13 protein-coding genes are annotated in these 14,565 nt (G+C 56.3%); all 13 read left to right on the top strand.

What is annotated here, in order from left to right:
• Positions 1–7 precede the first annotated feature (7 nt).
• The 13 genes from IPM39_14400 to IPM39_14460 all read left to right on the top strand — a co-directional run bounded on the left by IPM39_14400 (position 8) and on the right by IPM39_14460 (position 14,499).
• Positions 8–1,666 carry a helix-turn-helix domain-containing protein gene (locus tag IPM39_14400; protein MBK8987245.1) on the top strand — a complete coding sequence of 553 codons (1,659 nt, stop codon included), beginning with the start codon at positions 8–10 and terminating at the stop codon, positions 1,664–1,666.
• A 716-nt stretch (positions 1,667–2,382) separates the two neighbouring features.
• The gene (gene ilvB / locus IPM39_14405; protein MBK8987246.1) at positions 2,383–4,092 is read left to right on the top strand and encodes a biosynthetic-type acetolactate synthase large subunit; all 1,710 of its coding nucleotides are present in this window, start codon (positions 2,383–2,385) and stop codon (positions 4,090–4,092) included.
• 8 nt (positions 4,093–4,100) lie between these two features.
• Complete coding sequence (gene ilvN, locus IPM39_14410; GenBank protein ID MBK8987247.1) at positions 4,101–4,646, top strand: acetolactate synthase small subunit; 546 nt, start codon at positions 4,101–4,103, stop codon at positions 4,644–4,646.
• 79 nt (positions 4,647–4,725) lie between these two features.
• Positions 4,726–5,730 carry a ketol-acid reductoisomerase gene (gene ilvC / locus IPM39_14415; GenBank protein MBK8987248.1) on the top strand — a complete coding sequence of 335 codons (1,005 nt, stop codon included), beginning with the start codon at positions 4,726–4,728 and terminating at the stop codon, positions 5,728–5,730.
• Positions 5,731–5,805: 75 nt separating this feature from the next.
• Complete coding sequence (locus tag IPM39_14420) at positions 5,806–7,455, top strand: 2-isopropylmalate synthase (protein ID MBK8987249.1); 1,650 nt, start codon at positions 5,806–5,808, stop codon at positions 7,453–7,455.
• A gap of 56 nt (positions 7,456–7,511) precedes the next feature.
• On the top strand, positions 7,512–8,270 hold the full coding sequence (locus tag IPM39_14425) for a methyltransferase domain-containing protein (protein ID MBK8987250.1): 759 nt from the start codon (positions 7,512–7,514) through the stop codon (positions 8,268–8,270).
• A 64-nt stretch (positions 8,271–8,334) separates the two neighbouring features.
• Positions 8,335–9,753, top strand: a complete 1,419-nt coding sequence (leuC, locus tag IPM39_14430) for a 3-isopropylmalate dehydratase large subunit (protein ID MBK8987251.1) — start codon at positions 8,335–8,337, stop codon at positions 9,751–9,753.
• 163 nt (positions 9,754–9,916) lie between these two features.
• Positions 9,917–10,438 carry a hypothetical protein gene (locus IPM39_14435; protein ID MBK8987252.1) on the top strand — a complete coding sequence of 174 codons (522 nt, stop codon included), beginning with the start codon at positions 9,917–9,919 and terminating at the stop codon, positions 10,436–10,438.
• A gap of 88 nt (positions 10,439–10,526) precedes the next feature.
• Positions 10,527–11,138: a 3-isopropylmalate dehydratase small subunit gene (gene leuD, locus IPM39_14440; protein MBK8987253.1), complete on the top strand. Its 612-nt coding sequence runs from the start codon at positions 10,527–10,529 to the stop codon at positions 11,136–11,138.
• A 95-nt stretch (positions 11,139–11,233) separates the two neighbouring features.
• Positions 11,234–12,787 carry a citramalate synthase gene (locus tag IPM39_14445; GenBank protein ID MBK8987254.1) on the top strand — a complete coding sequence of 518 codons (1,554 nt, stop codon included), beginning with the start codon at positions 11,234–11,236 and terminating at the stop codon, positions 12,785–12,787.
• A 129-nt stretch (positions 12,788–12,916) separates the two neighbouring features.
• Positions 12,917–13,135: a hypothetical protein gene (locus IPM39_14450; protein MBK8987255.1), complete on the top strand. Its 219-nt coding sequence runs from the start codon at positions 12,917–12,919 to the stop codon at positions 13,133–13,135.
• Complete coding sequence (locus tag IPM39_14455; GenBank protein MBK8987256.1) at positions 13,125–13,487, top strand: type II toxin-antitoxin system RelE/ParE family toxin; 363 nt, start codon at positions 13,125–13,127, stop codon at positions 13,485–13,487. The genes IPM39_14450 and IPM39_14455 overlap by 11 nt, the downstream gene beginning before the upstream one ends.
• A gap of 13 nt (positions 13,488–13,500) precedes the next feature.
• Positions 13,501–14,499 carry a hypothetical protein gene (locus tag IPM39_14460; GenBank protein MBK8987257.1) on the top strand — a complete coding sequence of 333 codons (999 nt, stop codon included), beginning with the start codon at positions 13,501–13,503 and terminating at the stop codon, positions 14,497–14,499.
• The last annotated feature ends 66 nt before the right edge of the window (positions 14,500–14,565 follow it).

The raw sequence follows: 14,565 nt of genomic DNA on the forward strand, positions 1-14,565 counted from the left end.
AACAGCCATGAATAACCAAACAACACTTACCGAACTAAATATAGGCGATGTCTTGCGCCTGGCTTTACCCCTCAGCACCACGGTTTCCGCCGGGGCGCGGCACGCCCGGCGCAACGTCAAGTGGGCCGTTCTGCTGACAAGCTGGGCGGATCTGGACGACCAGGTAGAGCAAGGTGATCTACTGATCATCCCCCCGGTTTTGGAAGAACAGACCCCCACAACCAGCCTGATGGACCTGCTAGACAAGGTGGTCGAGCTTGAAGTTGCCGGGCTGCTTATCTTCAAAGAAGTGCCCGAAAACATCGCCGAAAAAGCCAGCGCCCTTAACCTGCCCCTGCTAGTCGCCCCGCCCGGCATCTCCGTCCGCGATGCGCATCAGGCCATCGTCTTCCTCCTGGCCGACCGGCAGGCGGCCACGGCCGAACGTGGGATGCAGCTTTACCGCAAACTATCGGAAATGTCCCGCGAGGAACAAGGGCTGCAAGCCATGACCGATGTCATGTCTAAGCTCACCGGCAAAATTGTGGTCATCCAGGATAAACGGCTGGAGGTGCGGGCTATTAGTTCGCCTCGCACCACCGACGTGGATGAAGCGGAACTCATTGAAGTGCTGATGCAGCGCGACGAACTGCCGGCCGTGCTGCGCAACCGCAAAGCGGCGGCCAAAGCGCGGCAAAGCTATTGGCAGCAGCTTTTACCCGTTAAGAACCTGGCGCGTTTGGTCAGCCCTATTATTTCCGGCGACCGGGCGCGTGGGTATCTGTCTGTGGTTGGCCCGGCCGATCAGCTTGATCTGTTGGATAACCTGACGGTGGAGCATGGCGCGGCTGCCTGCGCGCTGGAAATGGCAAAGGCCAAAGCGGTCAGCGAAGCCAAAAAGTCGCTGCGCGGTGATTTTTTGGAGGGTTTGCTGGCCGGAACACTGCCGCAAAAAGAGATCGAACGGCTGGCCGGCCGTCTGGACCACGATACCACTCAGCCCCATGCGGTGATGACGTTTGCCTGGAATGGGCCGGAACTGCCTTCTTTGCGACGGCTGGAAACCACCATTAACTGGCTGCTGCGGAATCATCCCCGGCCGGCGCTGGTACACATTTATGGCGACCAGCACGCCTGTGTTTTCCAATCGCTCAAGAGCGTCGAAGACATGGAATCGGCGCATGAACTGGCCCGACGGCTGTTGGAGCAGGTAGACGCCGAATACCCGAATACGCACCTGATGGGTGGCATCAGCGGGCCGGTGTTGACGTTGGCCGATTGGCCCCAGGTTTACCACGAGGCGCTGCAAGCGATGCAGTTGGGCCAACGGCTAAAGATGAACCAGGTGGTGGAATTTGGCAGTTTGGGCATTTACCGCCTGTTGGGGCGGCTGGAGAATGTGCCGGCCGTGGTGGAGTTTACCGATCAGGTGATTGGGCCGCTGGTGCGCTACGACGATCAGCATCGCAGCACGTTGGTGCAAACCATTGACGCCTACTTCACCCATCACGGCAACATCAGTCAGACGGCCGAAGCGCTGTTCATCCACCGCAATACCTTATTGTATCGCCTGGACCGCATTCAGGAGCTGACCAACCACAATCTGAGCCAGGCCAATATGCGGCTGGCGCTGCAACTGGCGCTCAAATTATGGCAGCTGCGCCCAGAATCACCGCGGATAAGTTAAGTTTTGTATAGTTTTTACTAATAAATGGTTCAGGATTCTTGTAAGTTAACTGTATATTTCTCACGCAGGCCGCTTTATACTTCTAAATGACTTGTGCTGAAATGCGCGGTTCAGTGGGAAATAGTGGGAAACAAAAAGAGCGCGGCTGCGGCTGGCGCTCTTTTTGGTTTAAACAAACGGCCGTTTCCCACCCTTGTACACATCTTACAAATCTATGGCCGTTTTTCTTGTGTGTTTTGGCCTATGGACGATGATGGGAACGGCCGTTACCCTTGTGAACATCTGAAAATGCTTTTTTGTGAGAACATGAAACGTACTTTGAACTTTGTCCTTATTAGCCTTATTAGCCTGGTCCTTATTATCGTCGTTAAGGATCCGTTGCCGGTTGGGTGAACAAGGATAAACAAACAAACCATCGTTTGAATCCAGGCCGCCCAACAGGGCGGTTTTTTGTTTTTTAGTACAGAAGCCATGAACACATTTAACTTTGAGACACAAACCGATTCGCAGACTCAGACTGACGCCAAGCACGGCCGTCAGTCCTCTTCAATGTCCATGTGTTCGGCGGTAGCCAACCCTCCCCTGTGTGTACCAAAGCAGAAAACCAACCAGTTTTCTGCTTTTTTTGTCCCTCATTCACCTTCTATCCCCACATCAGCCAATTTTTATCAGCAAATCTCTATTGCTCAACAAGGAGGAGCAACCATATGAGTAAAATGAAAACAGGTGGTCAGATTGTTTGGGAAAGCCTTCTCAAAGAAGGCGTAGACGTTGTATTCGGTCTGCCAGGCGGCGCCATCTTGCCGGCCTACGATGACTTAATGAAGTACGAATACCCCATTCATCATGTCCTCGTGACCCACGAGCAAAGCGCGGCCCACATGGCCGATGGTTACGCCCGCGCCACCGGCCGCGTTGGCGTCTGCATCGCCACCTCCGGCCCTGGGGCAACCAACCTCATCACCGGGTTAGCCACCGCCTACATGGATTCCTCGCCCATCGTCGCCATTACCGGCCAGGTTCCCACCTCCTTGCTCGGCCGCGACGGCTTTCAGGAAGCCGACGTTCAGGGCGTCAGCTTGCCTGTAACCAAGCATAATTATCTCATCACCGACGTCCGCGATTTGGCCGATGCCATCAAAGAGGCGTTTTACATCGCCGGAACTGGCCGCCCCGGCCCTGTTTTGGTGGACATTTGCAAAGATGCGTTACAGGCTTCCGTGGAGTATGAATATCCCGAATCGGTCTACCTGCCCGGTTACAAACCCAACCTGAACGCCCCCGATGAGGCTTCTGTCGCCCGCGCCGCCCGCCTGCTCAACGAAGCCAAAAAACCGCTGATCGTCGCCGGACAAGGCGTTTCCATCGCCAGAGCAGAGAAGGAACTGCGCCAATTAGCTGAAAAAGCCAACATCCCCGTATCTACCAGTTTGCTGGGCATCGGCACGTTCCCCTCCACCCACCCCCTGTCCATCAGTTGGGGCGGGATGCACGGCGAAGCGTATACCAACTACGCCATGCAAGAGTGCGATGTCATGTTCGCCATCGGTGCGCGCCTGGATGACCGGCTGACCGGCGCCTTTGATACCTTTGCCCCCAACGCCAAAATCATCCACGTAGACCTGGACCCGGCCGAAATGGGCAAAAACATCACCATTGATACCCCCGTTGTTGGCGACGCCCTGCTCACGCTGAAAATGCTCCTGCCGCAAATGCAGCCCAACGAACACCCGGCCTGGCTGGCCAAGATCGCCGACTGGAAAACAGAATCCACCGAACGTGACATTATCGCCCAGGAAACCGACGAACTGGTGGCCCCATACATCATGCGCCAACTCTGGCACGCCACCAATGAAGGCGACGCCACCGTGGTGAGCGACGTAGGCCAGCATCAGATGTGGGAAGCGCAATACTTCCACCACACCAAACGGCGCAGCCTGCTGACGTCTGGCGGTTTGGGCACGATGGGGTTTGGCCTGCCGGCGGCCATTGGCGCCCAAATGGGGCTGCCCGATGAAGAGATTTGGGTGGTGGCTGGTGATGGCGGTTTCCAGATGACGATGATCGAACTCTCGACCGTTATGCAGGAGCGGCTGCCCATCAAAATAGCCATCATCAACAATGGCTACCTGGGCATGGTGCGCCAGTGGCAAGACGTGTTTTACAACAAACGGCACGCCGGCACGCCATTGTTCAACCCCGATTTTGTGAAGCTGGCCGATGCCTATGGCATCCCGGCCAAATCGGTGACGCGCAAAGAGGATGTGTACAGCGCCATCAAAGAGGCGCAGGCCGCCGATGGTCCGTATCTGCTGGATTTCCAGGTGGAGGAATTCACCAACGTCTATCCGATGGTCGCTCCTGGCAAGAGCAACGCCGACATGATTCGTCGTCCGATGCCTAATTTGATGGAAGGTGCAGAATAATGAGCGAAATACAGACGAAACAACACACGATGATTGCCTGGATGGAAGATAAACCGGGCGTTTTGAACCGGGTGGCCGGGTTGTTCCGCCGCCGCAACTTTAACATTGAGAGTCTGGCTGTGGGGCATAGTGAAACGCCAGGCATCAGCCGCATGACGTTTGTGGCGCGGGGAACGCCCCGCGATATGAGCCAGATTCGGACGCAGTTGGATAAGTTGATCAACGTCGTGGACATTCAGGACGTGACCAATGAGCCGGTGGTGATGCGTGAACTGGCGCTGCTAAAGGTGCAGGCGAGCAATGGCAACCGGTCGCAGGTGATGCAGATCGTGGATATTTATCGCGCAAGCATCATTGATGTAGACCTGGATTCGATGATTGTACAAATTGTCGGCCCAGAGGAGCGGGTGGAATCGTTTATCAAGCTGCTGAGTAATTTTGGCATTGACGAAATGGTGCGCACCGGCCGGGTGGCGATGGTGCGCGGTGGCAAAAGTGAAAAACAGCGGGATGTGGAAACGGCCGTTCGCGGCTACACCAATGGAAATGGTTAGTTGATAGTGGATAGTTGATAGTTGTTAGCCAAAACTATCAACTCCCAACTATCAACTCCCAACTAAAAGGAGATTCATCTTGGCAAACATCTTTTACGACAAAGACGCAGACCTGAGTCTGTTAGACGGCAAAACCGTCGCCATTATCGGTTATGGCAGCCAGGGCCACGCCCATGCGCTGAACCTGAAAGATTCCGGCGTGAACGTGGTGGTGGGCCTGTACGAAGGCAGCAAATCGTGGCGGCAGGCGGAAGCGGCCGGACTCACCGTCAAAACCGTCGCCGAGGCGACGCAAGCGGCCGACGCCATCATGATTTTGACCCCGGACACCAGCCAGGCGGCCATCTACAAATCGGACATCGAGCCGTACCTGACGGCCGGTAAAACCCTGATGTTCAGCCACGGCTTCAACATTCGTTTTGGGCAAATTGTGCCCCCGGCGAACGTGGACGTGAGCATGGTGGCCCCCAAAGCGCCCGGCCACCGCGTGCGCGAGGTCTTTGCCGAAGGCGGCGGTACGCCCGGCCTGGTGGCCGTGCATCAAGATGCCAGCGGCCAGGCCAAAGCGTTTGCCCTGGCCTACGCCAAAGGCATCGGCTGCACCCGCGCCGGGGTCATCGAAACGACCTTCTCCGAAGAGACCGAGACCGACCTCTTTGGCGAGCAGGCGGTGTTGTGCGGCGGCGTGACGGCGCTGGTGGATGCCGCGTTTAACACCCTGGTCAATGCCGGCTACCAGCCGGAAATCGCCTACTTTGAATGTATGCACGAGCTGAAATTGATCGTGGACCTGATGTATCAGGGTGGCATGAGCTACATGCGCTATTCCATCAGCGACACGGCCGAACACGGCGATTACACCGCCGGGCCGAAAATCATCACCGACCAGACCAAAGAGGCGATGGCGCAAATCCTGGCCGACATTCGTTCCGGCTCTTATGCCGAGGGTTGGATTGACGAGAATGCCAACGGCCGTCCCTGGTTCAACCAGCGCCGCGAAGAAGCCCGCACCTCCCAAATTGAGACGGTGGGTAAACAACTGCGCTCGATGATGCCGTGGCTGAACCCAAAAGAGATTAATTAGCGGGTAGCGGGTGGCGAGTAGCGTGTGTATCTACACTCGCTACCCGCTACTCGCTACTCGCCTAAGGAGAACAAAATGGACGAAGATGGGGTTGTGAACAAGGATAGCGTAATCTTTTTTGATACTACCTTGCGCGACGGTGAGCAATCGCCGGGGGCGACGTTGAACGTGGATGAGAAATTAGAAATCGCCCGGCAGCTTTCGCGGCTGGGCGTGGACGTGTGCGAAGCGGGCTTTCCGATTGCTTCGCCCGGCGATTTCGACGCCGTGCGGCGGATTGCCGAGGAAGTGGGACCGTTGGTAGACGGCCGTAAATCCGGCCAACCCATGGTCATCGCCGGTCTTGCTCGCGCCAGCCAGGTAGACATCCAACGCGCCTACGACGCCGTCAAGGTCGCGCCGCGCCACCGCATCCACACCTTCCTGGCGACAAGCGACATCCATTTAAAGCACAAACTCAAAATTGACCGTGAAGAGTGCGTGGACCAGGTGATTACGGCCGTTACCTTCGCCCGCAGCCTGTGCCGCGATGTGGAATTTTCGCCCGAAGACGCCGGCCGTTCCGACCCCGACTTTTTGGTCCAGGTCCTCGGCGAAGCCATCAAGGCGGGCGCAACTACCCTGAATATCCCCGACACCGTCGGCTACACCACCCCGGACGAATTTGGCTGGCTGATCAAATACCTGATCGCCAACACGCCTGGCGCGGACAAAGTCGTCTGGTCGGTCCACTGCCACGACGACCTGGGGCTGGCGACGGCCAACACCCTGGCGGGCGTGCAAAACGGCGCGCGCCAGGTCGAAGTGACCATCAACGGCATCGGCGAACGCGCTGGCAATACCTCGTTGGAAGAAGTGGCTATGGCGATTGCCACCCGGCCGCAAACGTTCAACTTGCAAACCAACATAGACACCACCCAGATCATTCGCACCAGCCGCATGGTCAGCGCCTACACCGGCATGGTGGTGCAGCCCAACAAAGCCATCGTCGGGGCCAACGCCTTTGCCCACGAAGCCGGCATCCACCAGGATGGCATGTTGAAAAACCAGCAAACCTACGAAATCATGCGGCCGGAAACGGTGGGCCTGCACGCTTCTAAATTGGTGTTGGGCAAACATTCCGGCCGTCATGCCTTCCGTATGCGCTTGCAAGACCTGGGGTATGGCGACCTGGACAAAGAGGAATTGGACGCCGCTTTCCAACGGTTTAAGCGGCTGGCCGACAAGAAAAAAGTTGTCACCGACGCCGACATTGAAGCCATCATCGCCGACGAAATTTACCAGCCGCCGGAAATCTGGAAGCTGAACCACATTCAGGTGTCGTGCGGTGATTTAAGTATGCCCACCGCCACCGTCAGCCTCACCGGCCCGGATGGCGTGGAATACCGCGACGCCGCTCTGGGAACCGGCCCGGTGGATGCGGTCTATCAGGCGGTTAACCGCATCGTTGGCGTCTCTAACCGGCTGACCGAGTTCACCATCAACGCCGTGACCGAAGGTCTGGACGCCGTGGCCGAGACGACCATTCGTCTCCAGCCGGAAAATGGCGGCACGGCGTACAGCTTGAACCCGCAGACCAATCAGCCGTTTGTGCGCACGTTTAGCGGCCATGGAGCCAGCACAGACATCGTGGTGTCCAGCGCCCGCGCTTACATCAGCGCCCTGAACAAGATGTTGGCAGCGCGAGAGGAATATTCTAGCGAGGTTTCAATGACGGTAGGATGAGCAGTGAACTATCAACTGCCAACTATCAACTATCAACTGTTTTCCGGGAGTGATCTGTGGCAGATAACGGCCGTGTCTGGCAAGCCAATACCCTGGTCCAAACCTATCTCACCGGCGTGCGTGGGGCCATCCCGCACGCCAACGAGCAAATCGAGGTGATGCTGCGCCTGATCCGCGCCGCCTGCCCGGATGTGGGCCGCTTCCTCGACCTGGGCTGCGGCGATGGCATCCTGGGACGGGCGATTCTGGACGAATATCCGCGCGCTCAGGGCGTGTTTGTGGATTTTTCCGAGCCGATGTTGGCGGTGGCGCGGCAACGGTTGGGTGATGGGGGAGATACGGCCGTCATCCTGGCCGATTATGGCGAACCGGGCTGGACGGAGAAGATCATTGCCAATGGTCAACGGTTAATGGTCAATGGTCAATTTGATGTGGTGGTGTCCGGTTACTCTATTCATCATCAGCCGGATGAGCGCAAGCGGGAGATTTACGCGGAGATTTATGGGCTGCTGCGGCCGGGTGGGATTTTTATTAACGTGGAACACGTCGCCTCGGCCACGAAGTGGGTGGAACGGCAGTTTGACGAATTGTTTGTGGACGCGCTCTATCGTTACAGCCAGACGCAAAATCTGGGCAAAAGCCGCGATCAGATGGCCCAAGAGTTCTACTACCGCCCGGATAAAGTCGCCAACATCCTGGCTCCGGTGGAAACCCAGTGCCAATGGCTGCGCGCCATCGGCTATGAACACGTAGATTGCTACCTGAAAATTTTTGAACTCGCCGTTTTTGGCGGCGTTAGACCAAACAGAAGCTAGAGCAAGAGCGAGAGGAAGAGGACCCTCTAGCTCTTGCTCTTGCTCTAGCTAAAACAGGAGTTTTATGACAGATCAACCCAGAACCATCATTGACAAAATATGGGACAATCATATTGTGGTGGATGAGCCGGGCAGCCCGGCTGTGTTGTATATTGATTTGCACCTGGTGCATGAAGTGACCTCGCCCCAGGCGTTTCAAGGATTGCGCGAGCGGGGGTTGACGGTGAAACGGCCGTCGCAAACAATCGCCACCATGGATCACAGCATCCCCACCACGCCGCTCGATGTGCCCATCTACGACCAGATCGCCGCCAAGCAAATTGCCACCATGGAACAAAACTGCCGCGATTTTGGCCTGCGTCTCTTTGGTATGCACAGCGAAAATCGGGGCATCGTCCACGTCATCGGCCCAGAATTGGGGCTGACGCAGCCGGGCATGACCATCGTCTGTGGTGACAGCCACACGGCCACGCATGGCGCGTTTGGCGCGCTGGCTTTCGGGATCGGAACCAGCGAAGTGGAACACGTGTTGGCGACCCAATGCCTGCTGCAAACCAAACCCAAAACCTACGCCGTCAACGTCGAAGGGCGGCTCAAGCCCGGCGTTTCCTCTAAAGACATTATCCTGGCGCTCATCGCCCGCATCGGCGTAGGCGGTGGCACCGGCCACGTCTTTGAATATCGCGGCTCGGCCATTCGCGCCCTGACGATGGAACAGCGCATGACCATCTGCAACATGAGCATCGAAGGCGGCGCGCGCGCCGGCCTGATTGCCCCGGACGAAACCACGTTTGCCTATCTGGCCGGCCGGGAACATGCGCCGCAGGGCGCGGCCTGGGACGAAGCGGTGGCCTATTGGCGCACGCTGCCCAGCGACGCCGGCGCAGCCTTCGACAAAGAAATTACCATAGACGCCAGCAGCCTGGAGCCGATGATCACCTATGGCACGAATCCCGGCCTGGGCATTTCTATCAGCCAGACCATCCCCGACCCGATGAGCATTGGCGATATCAGCCAGCGCAACACGGTGATCAAGGCGTTGGAGTACATGGGGTTGGAGGCGGGGCGGCCGTTGCTCGGCCATCCCCTCGATGTCGTATTTATCGGCAGCTGCACCAATTCGCGCATCTCCGATTTGCGTCTGGCGGCCCAACTCATGAAAGGTCACAAAGTAAAAGAAGGTCTGCGCGTCATGGTTGTGCCCGGCTCACAGCAGGTGAAAAAGCAAGCCGAAGCCGAAGGGCTCGACGTCATCTTCAAAGAAGCCGGGGCCGAGTGGCGCGAAGCCGGCTGCAGCATGTGCATCGCCATGAACGGCGACCAGTTGCAGCCCGGCCAATACGCCATCAGCACCAGCAACCGCAACTTTGAAGGGCGGCAGGGCAAAGGCGGGCGCACGTTTCTGGCCAGCCCACTCACCGCCGCCGCCTCCGCCCTCACCGGCGTTGTCACCGATGTTCGTACCATTGCGCAAACTTGTTAACGGCAAGATTGGACCAATCTCTGAGATTGGTCCAATCTAAGAATCGAGAGGTTTACCATGTCCCACTGGCAGATAATCGGCATTTCCAGCACGCAAATTGTTTTGTTCATTCTGTATGCAATCGCCATGATGGCTAACCGGCAAGCTATACGGAGAGTAAACCATGCAACCATACGAAACCAGTGATCGTTTCCAAAACCAACTGAAACGCCGTTTACTATATAAACAAGCGGCCCGACAGCCGCGCCAGCGGCCGGCGGTCATCAGCCAGACCCATGTGATCGAAGTGCGGCAGTCCATCGAACTGCTGCGCCAGCTCATTGACCAGGCAGTTGAAAACACCTGGCTGACGCTGGAAGGGGATTTGTCCCGCTTTAGCAGCATTGGTCTGGCCGGGCTGGTACGCGATGAAGCCCACAAAGAGGAAACCGGCGACGATTTATTTGCCCCGCTGCATAGTCGTGTCACCATTCCACTCAATCAGGCCAATGCTTATCAACTTAAAACCTCTGTGTTGCAGCACGTGGGCATTCGTTCGCACATCGTCCACCTGTTTCTGGAGTGCGAAGACCGCCGCCTCTTTGCCGCCCACAACAAATTCCGCCAATGCACCCTCTTTGGCGGCTGGATCACCGCCGATTTTTTAACCCAGTTACAAGAGGATGGCGTGATTGTGATTCAATAGGTACACGGATAACACGGATGGGACGGATTTTTATCCGTGAAAATCCGTCCCATCCGTGTATCCATGCCGCCTTATTTGAAAGGATACTATGCAAGCATTTACCACATTAACCAGCCATATGGTGGCGATTCCGACAGAAAATATTGATACCGACCAGATCATTCCGGCGCAATTTCTAAAAACCATCAGCAAACAGGGGCTTGGCAAGAATCTGTTTTACCATTGGCGCTACAACGAGGATGGTACGCCGAAGGCGGATTTTCCGCTGAACCGGCCAGAAGCGGAAGGCGCGGCCATTTTGCTGGCCGGCGACAACTTTGGTTGTGGTTCCAGCCGCGAACACGCCCCCTGGTCGCTGATGGATTCTGGCTTTCAGGCGATTATCAGCACGTCGTTTGCCGATATTTTTCGCAATAACTCGCTGAAGAATGGCTTGCTGCCCATCATTGTGGATGAGGATACGCACCGGCAGCTTCTCAGTCTGGTGGCCGAGGAACCGGGAACCCAGGTGAGTATTGATCTGGCGAGCCAGAAGCTAATGCTGGGCGACGGCCGTTCCGTCACGTTCCCCATAGACAACTTCAGCAAAACCTGCCTGCTTGAAGGGCTGGACCAACTTGGCTACCTGCTTAAGCAAAGCGACCACGTCGCCGCCTATGAAGCGGCGCATCCGGCGCGCGTCAACGCCCTTAGCCGTTAGCCATCCTTTGATAAGCAACGGATTCAAGATTGAAGATTAAAGATTGAAGAAGCCCACCAATTTTTAGTCTTCAATCTTTTTTATGAGGAGAAACGATGAGCAAAGTATTCCTGTACGACACCACCCTGCGCGATGGCACGCAGCGCGAAGGCATATCCTATTCCCTGGACGACAAAATCAAAATCGCCCACAAACTGGACGAATTTGGCATTGATTACATCGAAGGCGGCTGGCCCGGCTCCAATCCCAAAGATGTTGAATTTTTCCGCAAAGCCGCCAACCTGGAACTGAAACACGCCAAAATCGCCGCCTTTGGCAGCACCCGCCGCAAAAACGCCGACGTCGCCACCGACCCCAACATCAAGGCGCTGCTAGACGCCAATACGCCGGTCGTCACCCTGGTGGGCAAAAGCTGGGACCTGCACGTCACCGACGTGCTGGAAACAACCATGGAAGAAAACCTGGCGATGATCGGCGAGAGCGTGGCCTACTGCCGCCAGCAGGGCAAAGAAGTCATCTACGACGCCGAACACTTTTTTGATGGTTACAAAACCAACGCCGAGTATGCCGTGGCGACGGTGAAAACGGCCGCTATCAACGGCGCCCATTCCGTGGTTCTTTGTGATACCAACGGCGGCTCTTTGCCCTGGGAAGTAGAAGAGATTGTACGTGACGTGAAGGCGCAGTTAGGCAACACGGCCGTTGGCATTCACACCCACGATGACGGCGGCATGGGCAACGCCAACACCCTTGCGGCCGTGCGCGCCGGGGCCAACCAGGTACAGGGAACCATCAACGGTTATGGCGAGCGTGTCGCCAATGCCAATCTGTGCATCGTCATCCCCGATTTGCAGCTAAAAATGGGCCGCGACTGCGTGCCGCCAGAAAAACTGCGCGACCTCACCGAACTGTCGCGCTACGTGGCCGAAGTGGCCAACCTGACCCACGACAGCCATTACCCCTTCGTCGGGGCCAGCGCCTTTGCCCACAAAGGTGGCATCCATGTGGCCGCCATGCTTAAAAACCCGCTCAGCTATCAGCACATAGACCCGACCCTGGTGGGCAACCAACAGCGCAGCGTCGTTTCTGAGCTTTCCGGCCGGGGCAACATCGTGGATAAAGCGCTGCAATTTGGCCTGGATGCCGAAAGTCTGGACCTGCGCACCGTGCTGGAACAGATCAAAACGCTGGAAAACAAAGGCTTCACCTACGAAGGCGCGGAAGCGTCGGTGGAGTTGATGCTGCGCCGCACCCATCCTGCCTACGTACCACCCTTTGAGCTGATTGATTTCATGGTCGTGGTTCAGCAGCGGCGCAAACGCGGCATGTTGGCCGAAGCCACCGTCAAAGTGCGCGTCGGGCCTAAGATTTTGCACACGGCCGCTGAAGGCAACGGTCCCGTCAACGCCCTGGACGGCGCGCTGCGGGCGGCGCTGATTGACGTTTATCCCAAGCTAGCCAACGTGAAATTGGTAGATTACAAAGTGCGCATCATAGACAGCGACAATGCCACAGCCGCGACCACCCGCGTTCTCATTGATACGCAACTGGGCCACAACCGCTGGAGCACCATCGGGGCCAGCGCCAACATCATCGAAGCAAGCTGGCTGGCCCTGGCCGACAGCATGGAATACGCCCTGCTGCAATAAATAAAGATGGTCTTATAAGTCCCTGGTACTTTCGAAAGTACCAGGGACTTATAAGACCATATCCTGAATGACCATATCTTGAAAAAATTGAGTACAATTGGGTCAGACACAGACTATGGAGAAAGTGGAATGATCAATTATCCAATCGTCTATAAAGAGAAACTCCTTCAGGAAATCGAAGCGACTCCAGAAGAGTATTTACCTACTTTGCTCAACATTGTGCGCTCTTACCGCCAGAGTGTGTCTCTGAACCCGGCAGACGAGAGCTTTCGCCAGGGATGGCAAGAAGCGCTTGCTGGCGAAACTATGCCCTTAGATGATTTGTGGGCGGGCATTGATGCCCAATGAGACAAAAGACCAGTTTGAAATCCGTTTTACCCCGGAATTCAAACGTAATCTTCGTGCTTTAGCCAAGAAGTATCGGCATATTCGTTCCGATGTGCAGACGGTCATAGACCAGCTTCAGGCTGGGAATATTGTCGGAGAACAGGTCCCTCATATCGGTTATACGATTTACAAAGTGCGCGTCCGCAACAGCGATTTGCAGAAAGGGAAAAGCGCCGGTTATCGTCTTTTATACTATCTTCAAACCAATTCCAGTATCATCCTCATAACGATCTATTCAAAATCAGACCAATCTGATATTTCGTCGGCTGAAGTTCGGCGTATTGTGGGCGAAGTTAAGCCACCCACCGGTTAGAGAGTTGATTCACATGTCTACGTTTGACCGTACCCTCATCGAAAACCCTGATAACTGGCGCGAAAAGGTAGCAGAGCTGCAAAAATTGCTGCAAGCTGCCAGCGCCGAACTCATTGACGCCGAAACAGAGCTGGCCGAACGCCTGGCGGCCATCAACTCCTTTGAATTTAAGCTGCGGGCGGCCACCAGCCAGCTCGTATCTCGTCTGGAGCAGTTGGAATCGGAAATTCGCCAGTTGCGCGACCAACTGCGCGGGCTGGATAATCAGTGGGGTGACGGGAGGAGCAGCAAAGGCGGCTGGTCGGTGGATGACGTGGAATACGTGGCTACCGGACACGGCCCGCAGGCGTCTGGCGCGTATCGTTACCGGGCGGCCGGGCCAGAACAAGCGCCGGTGCGATTGAATGAAGATGAAGGGGCGGAGCTGAAGCGGTTGTACCGACAACTGGCGCGGCGTTTTCATCCTGACCTGGCGGTTGACGCAGTGGACCGTGAGTATCGCACGCAGTTGATGATGGCGATTAACGCCGCTTATGCGGCCGGCGATCTAGAAAAGCTGCGCCAACTGGTCTTGGAACCGGACTCGGTTCACGGGCTGGATTTGGCGGACAGCGACCAACACCTGGCCGAGGTGCTGCTGCGAGAATTGGAACGCTGTCAGCGGCGGCTGGCGGAAATCAAAGAGGAAATGGCGCGGCTGGAAAAGCACAAGAGCGCCCGATTAATGCGGCAGGCGGTGCAGGCGGAAGAAAACGGCCGTGATTGGCAGATAGAAATCAAAGCCCAGCTCCAGGAGCAAATCACCCGCAAACTGGTAGAACGCGACGTACTCAAACAAGAAGTCGAGTTCAATTCTGGCGCAGAATCGCCGCTGGATGGCGATGCCTACGCCGACGCCGTATGGGAGATTTCGCTGGAATACGCCTTTGAAGAAGACCCAGACACGCAAGCTGAGGAATGGACCCATCGGCGGCGCGACCGGTTTTCTTATGATGAAGAGGACTTGGAATGAATTGTCAATGGTCAACAGCCAAGGGTCAATTGCTAACCGTTGACTATTGGCTGTTGCCCATTCACC

It is taken from the genome of Candidatus Leptovillus gracilis (assembly GCA_016716065.1).
GTDB classification, from domain to species: domain Bacteria; phylum Chloroflexota; class Anaerolineae; order Promineifilales; family Promineifilaceae; genus Leptovillus; species Leptovillus gracilis.

Excerpts from the sequence above, each read along its gene's own strand:
- IPM39_14400 (MBK8987245.1), top strand. The coding sequence starts at position 8 with ATGAATAACCAAACAACACTTACCGAACTAAATATAGGCGATGTCTTG.
- ilvB (MBK8987246.1), top strand. The coding sequence starts at position 2,383 with ATGAAAACAGGTGGTCAGATTGTTTGGGAAAGCCTTCTCAAAGAAGGC.
- IPM39_14420 (MBK8987249.1), top strand. The coding sequence starts at position 5,806 with ATGGACGAAGATGGGGTTGTGAACAAGGATAGCGTAATCTTTTTTGAT.
- leuC (MBK8987251.1), top strand. The coding sequence starts at position 8,335 with ATGACAGATCAACCCAGAACCATCATTGACAAAATATGGGACAATCAT.
- IPM39_14435 (MBK8987252.1), top strand. The coding sequence starts at position 9,917 with ATGCAACCATACGAAACCAGTGATCGTTTCCAAAACCAACTGAAACGC.
- leuD (MBK8987253.1), top strand. The coding sequence starts at position 10,527 with ATGCAAGCATTTACCACATTAACCAGCCATATGGTGGCGATTCCGACA.
- IPM39_14445 (MBK8987254.1), top strand. The coding sequence starts at position 11,234 with ATGAGCAAAGTATTCCTGTACGACACCACCCTGCGCGATGGCACGCAG.
- IPM39_14450 (MBK8987255.1), top strand. The coding sequence starts at position 12,917 with ATGATCAATTATCCAATCGTCTATAAAGAGAAACTCCTTCAGGAAATC.
- IPM39_14455 (MBK8987256.1), top strand. The coding sequence starts at position 13,125 with ATGCCCAATGAGACAAAAGACCAGTTTGAAATCCGTTTTACCCCGGAA.
- IPM39_14460 (MBK8987257.1), top strand. The coding sequence starts at position 13,501 with ATGTCTACGTTTGACCGTACCCTCATCGAAAACCCTGATAACTGGCGC.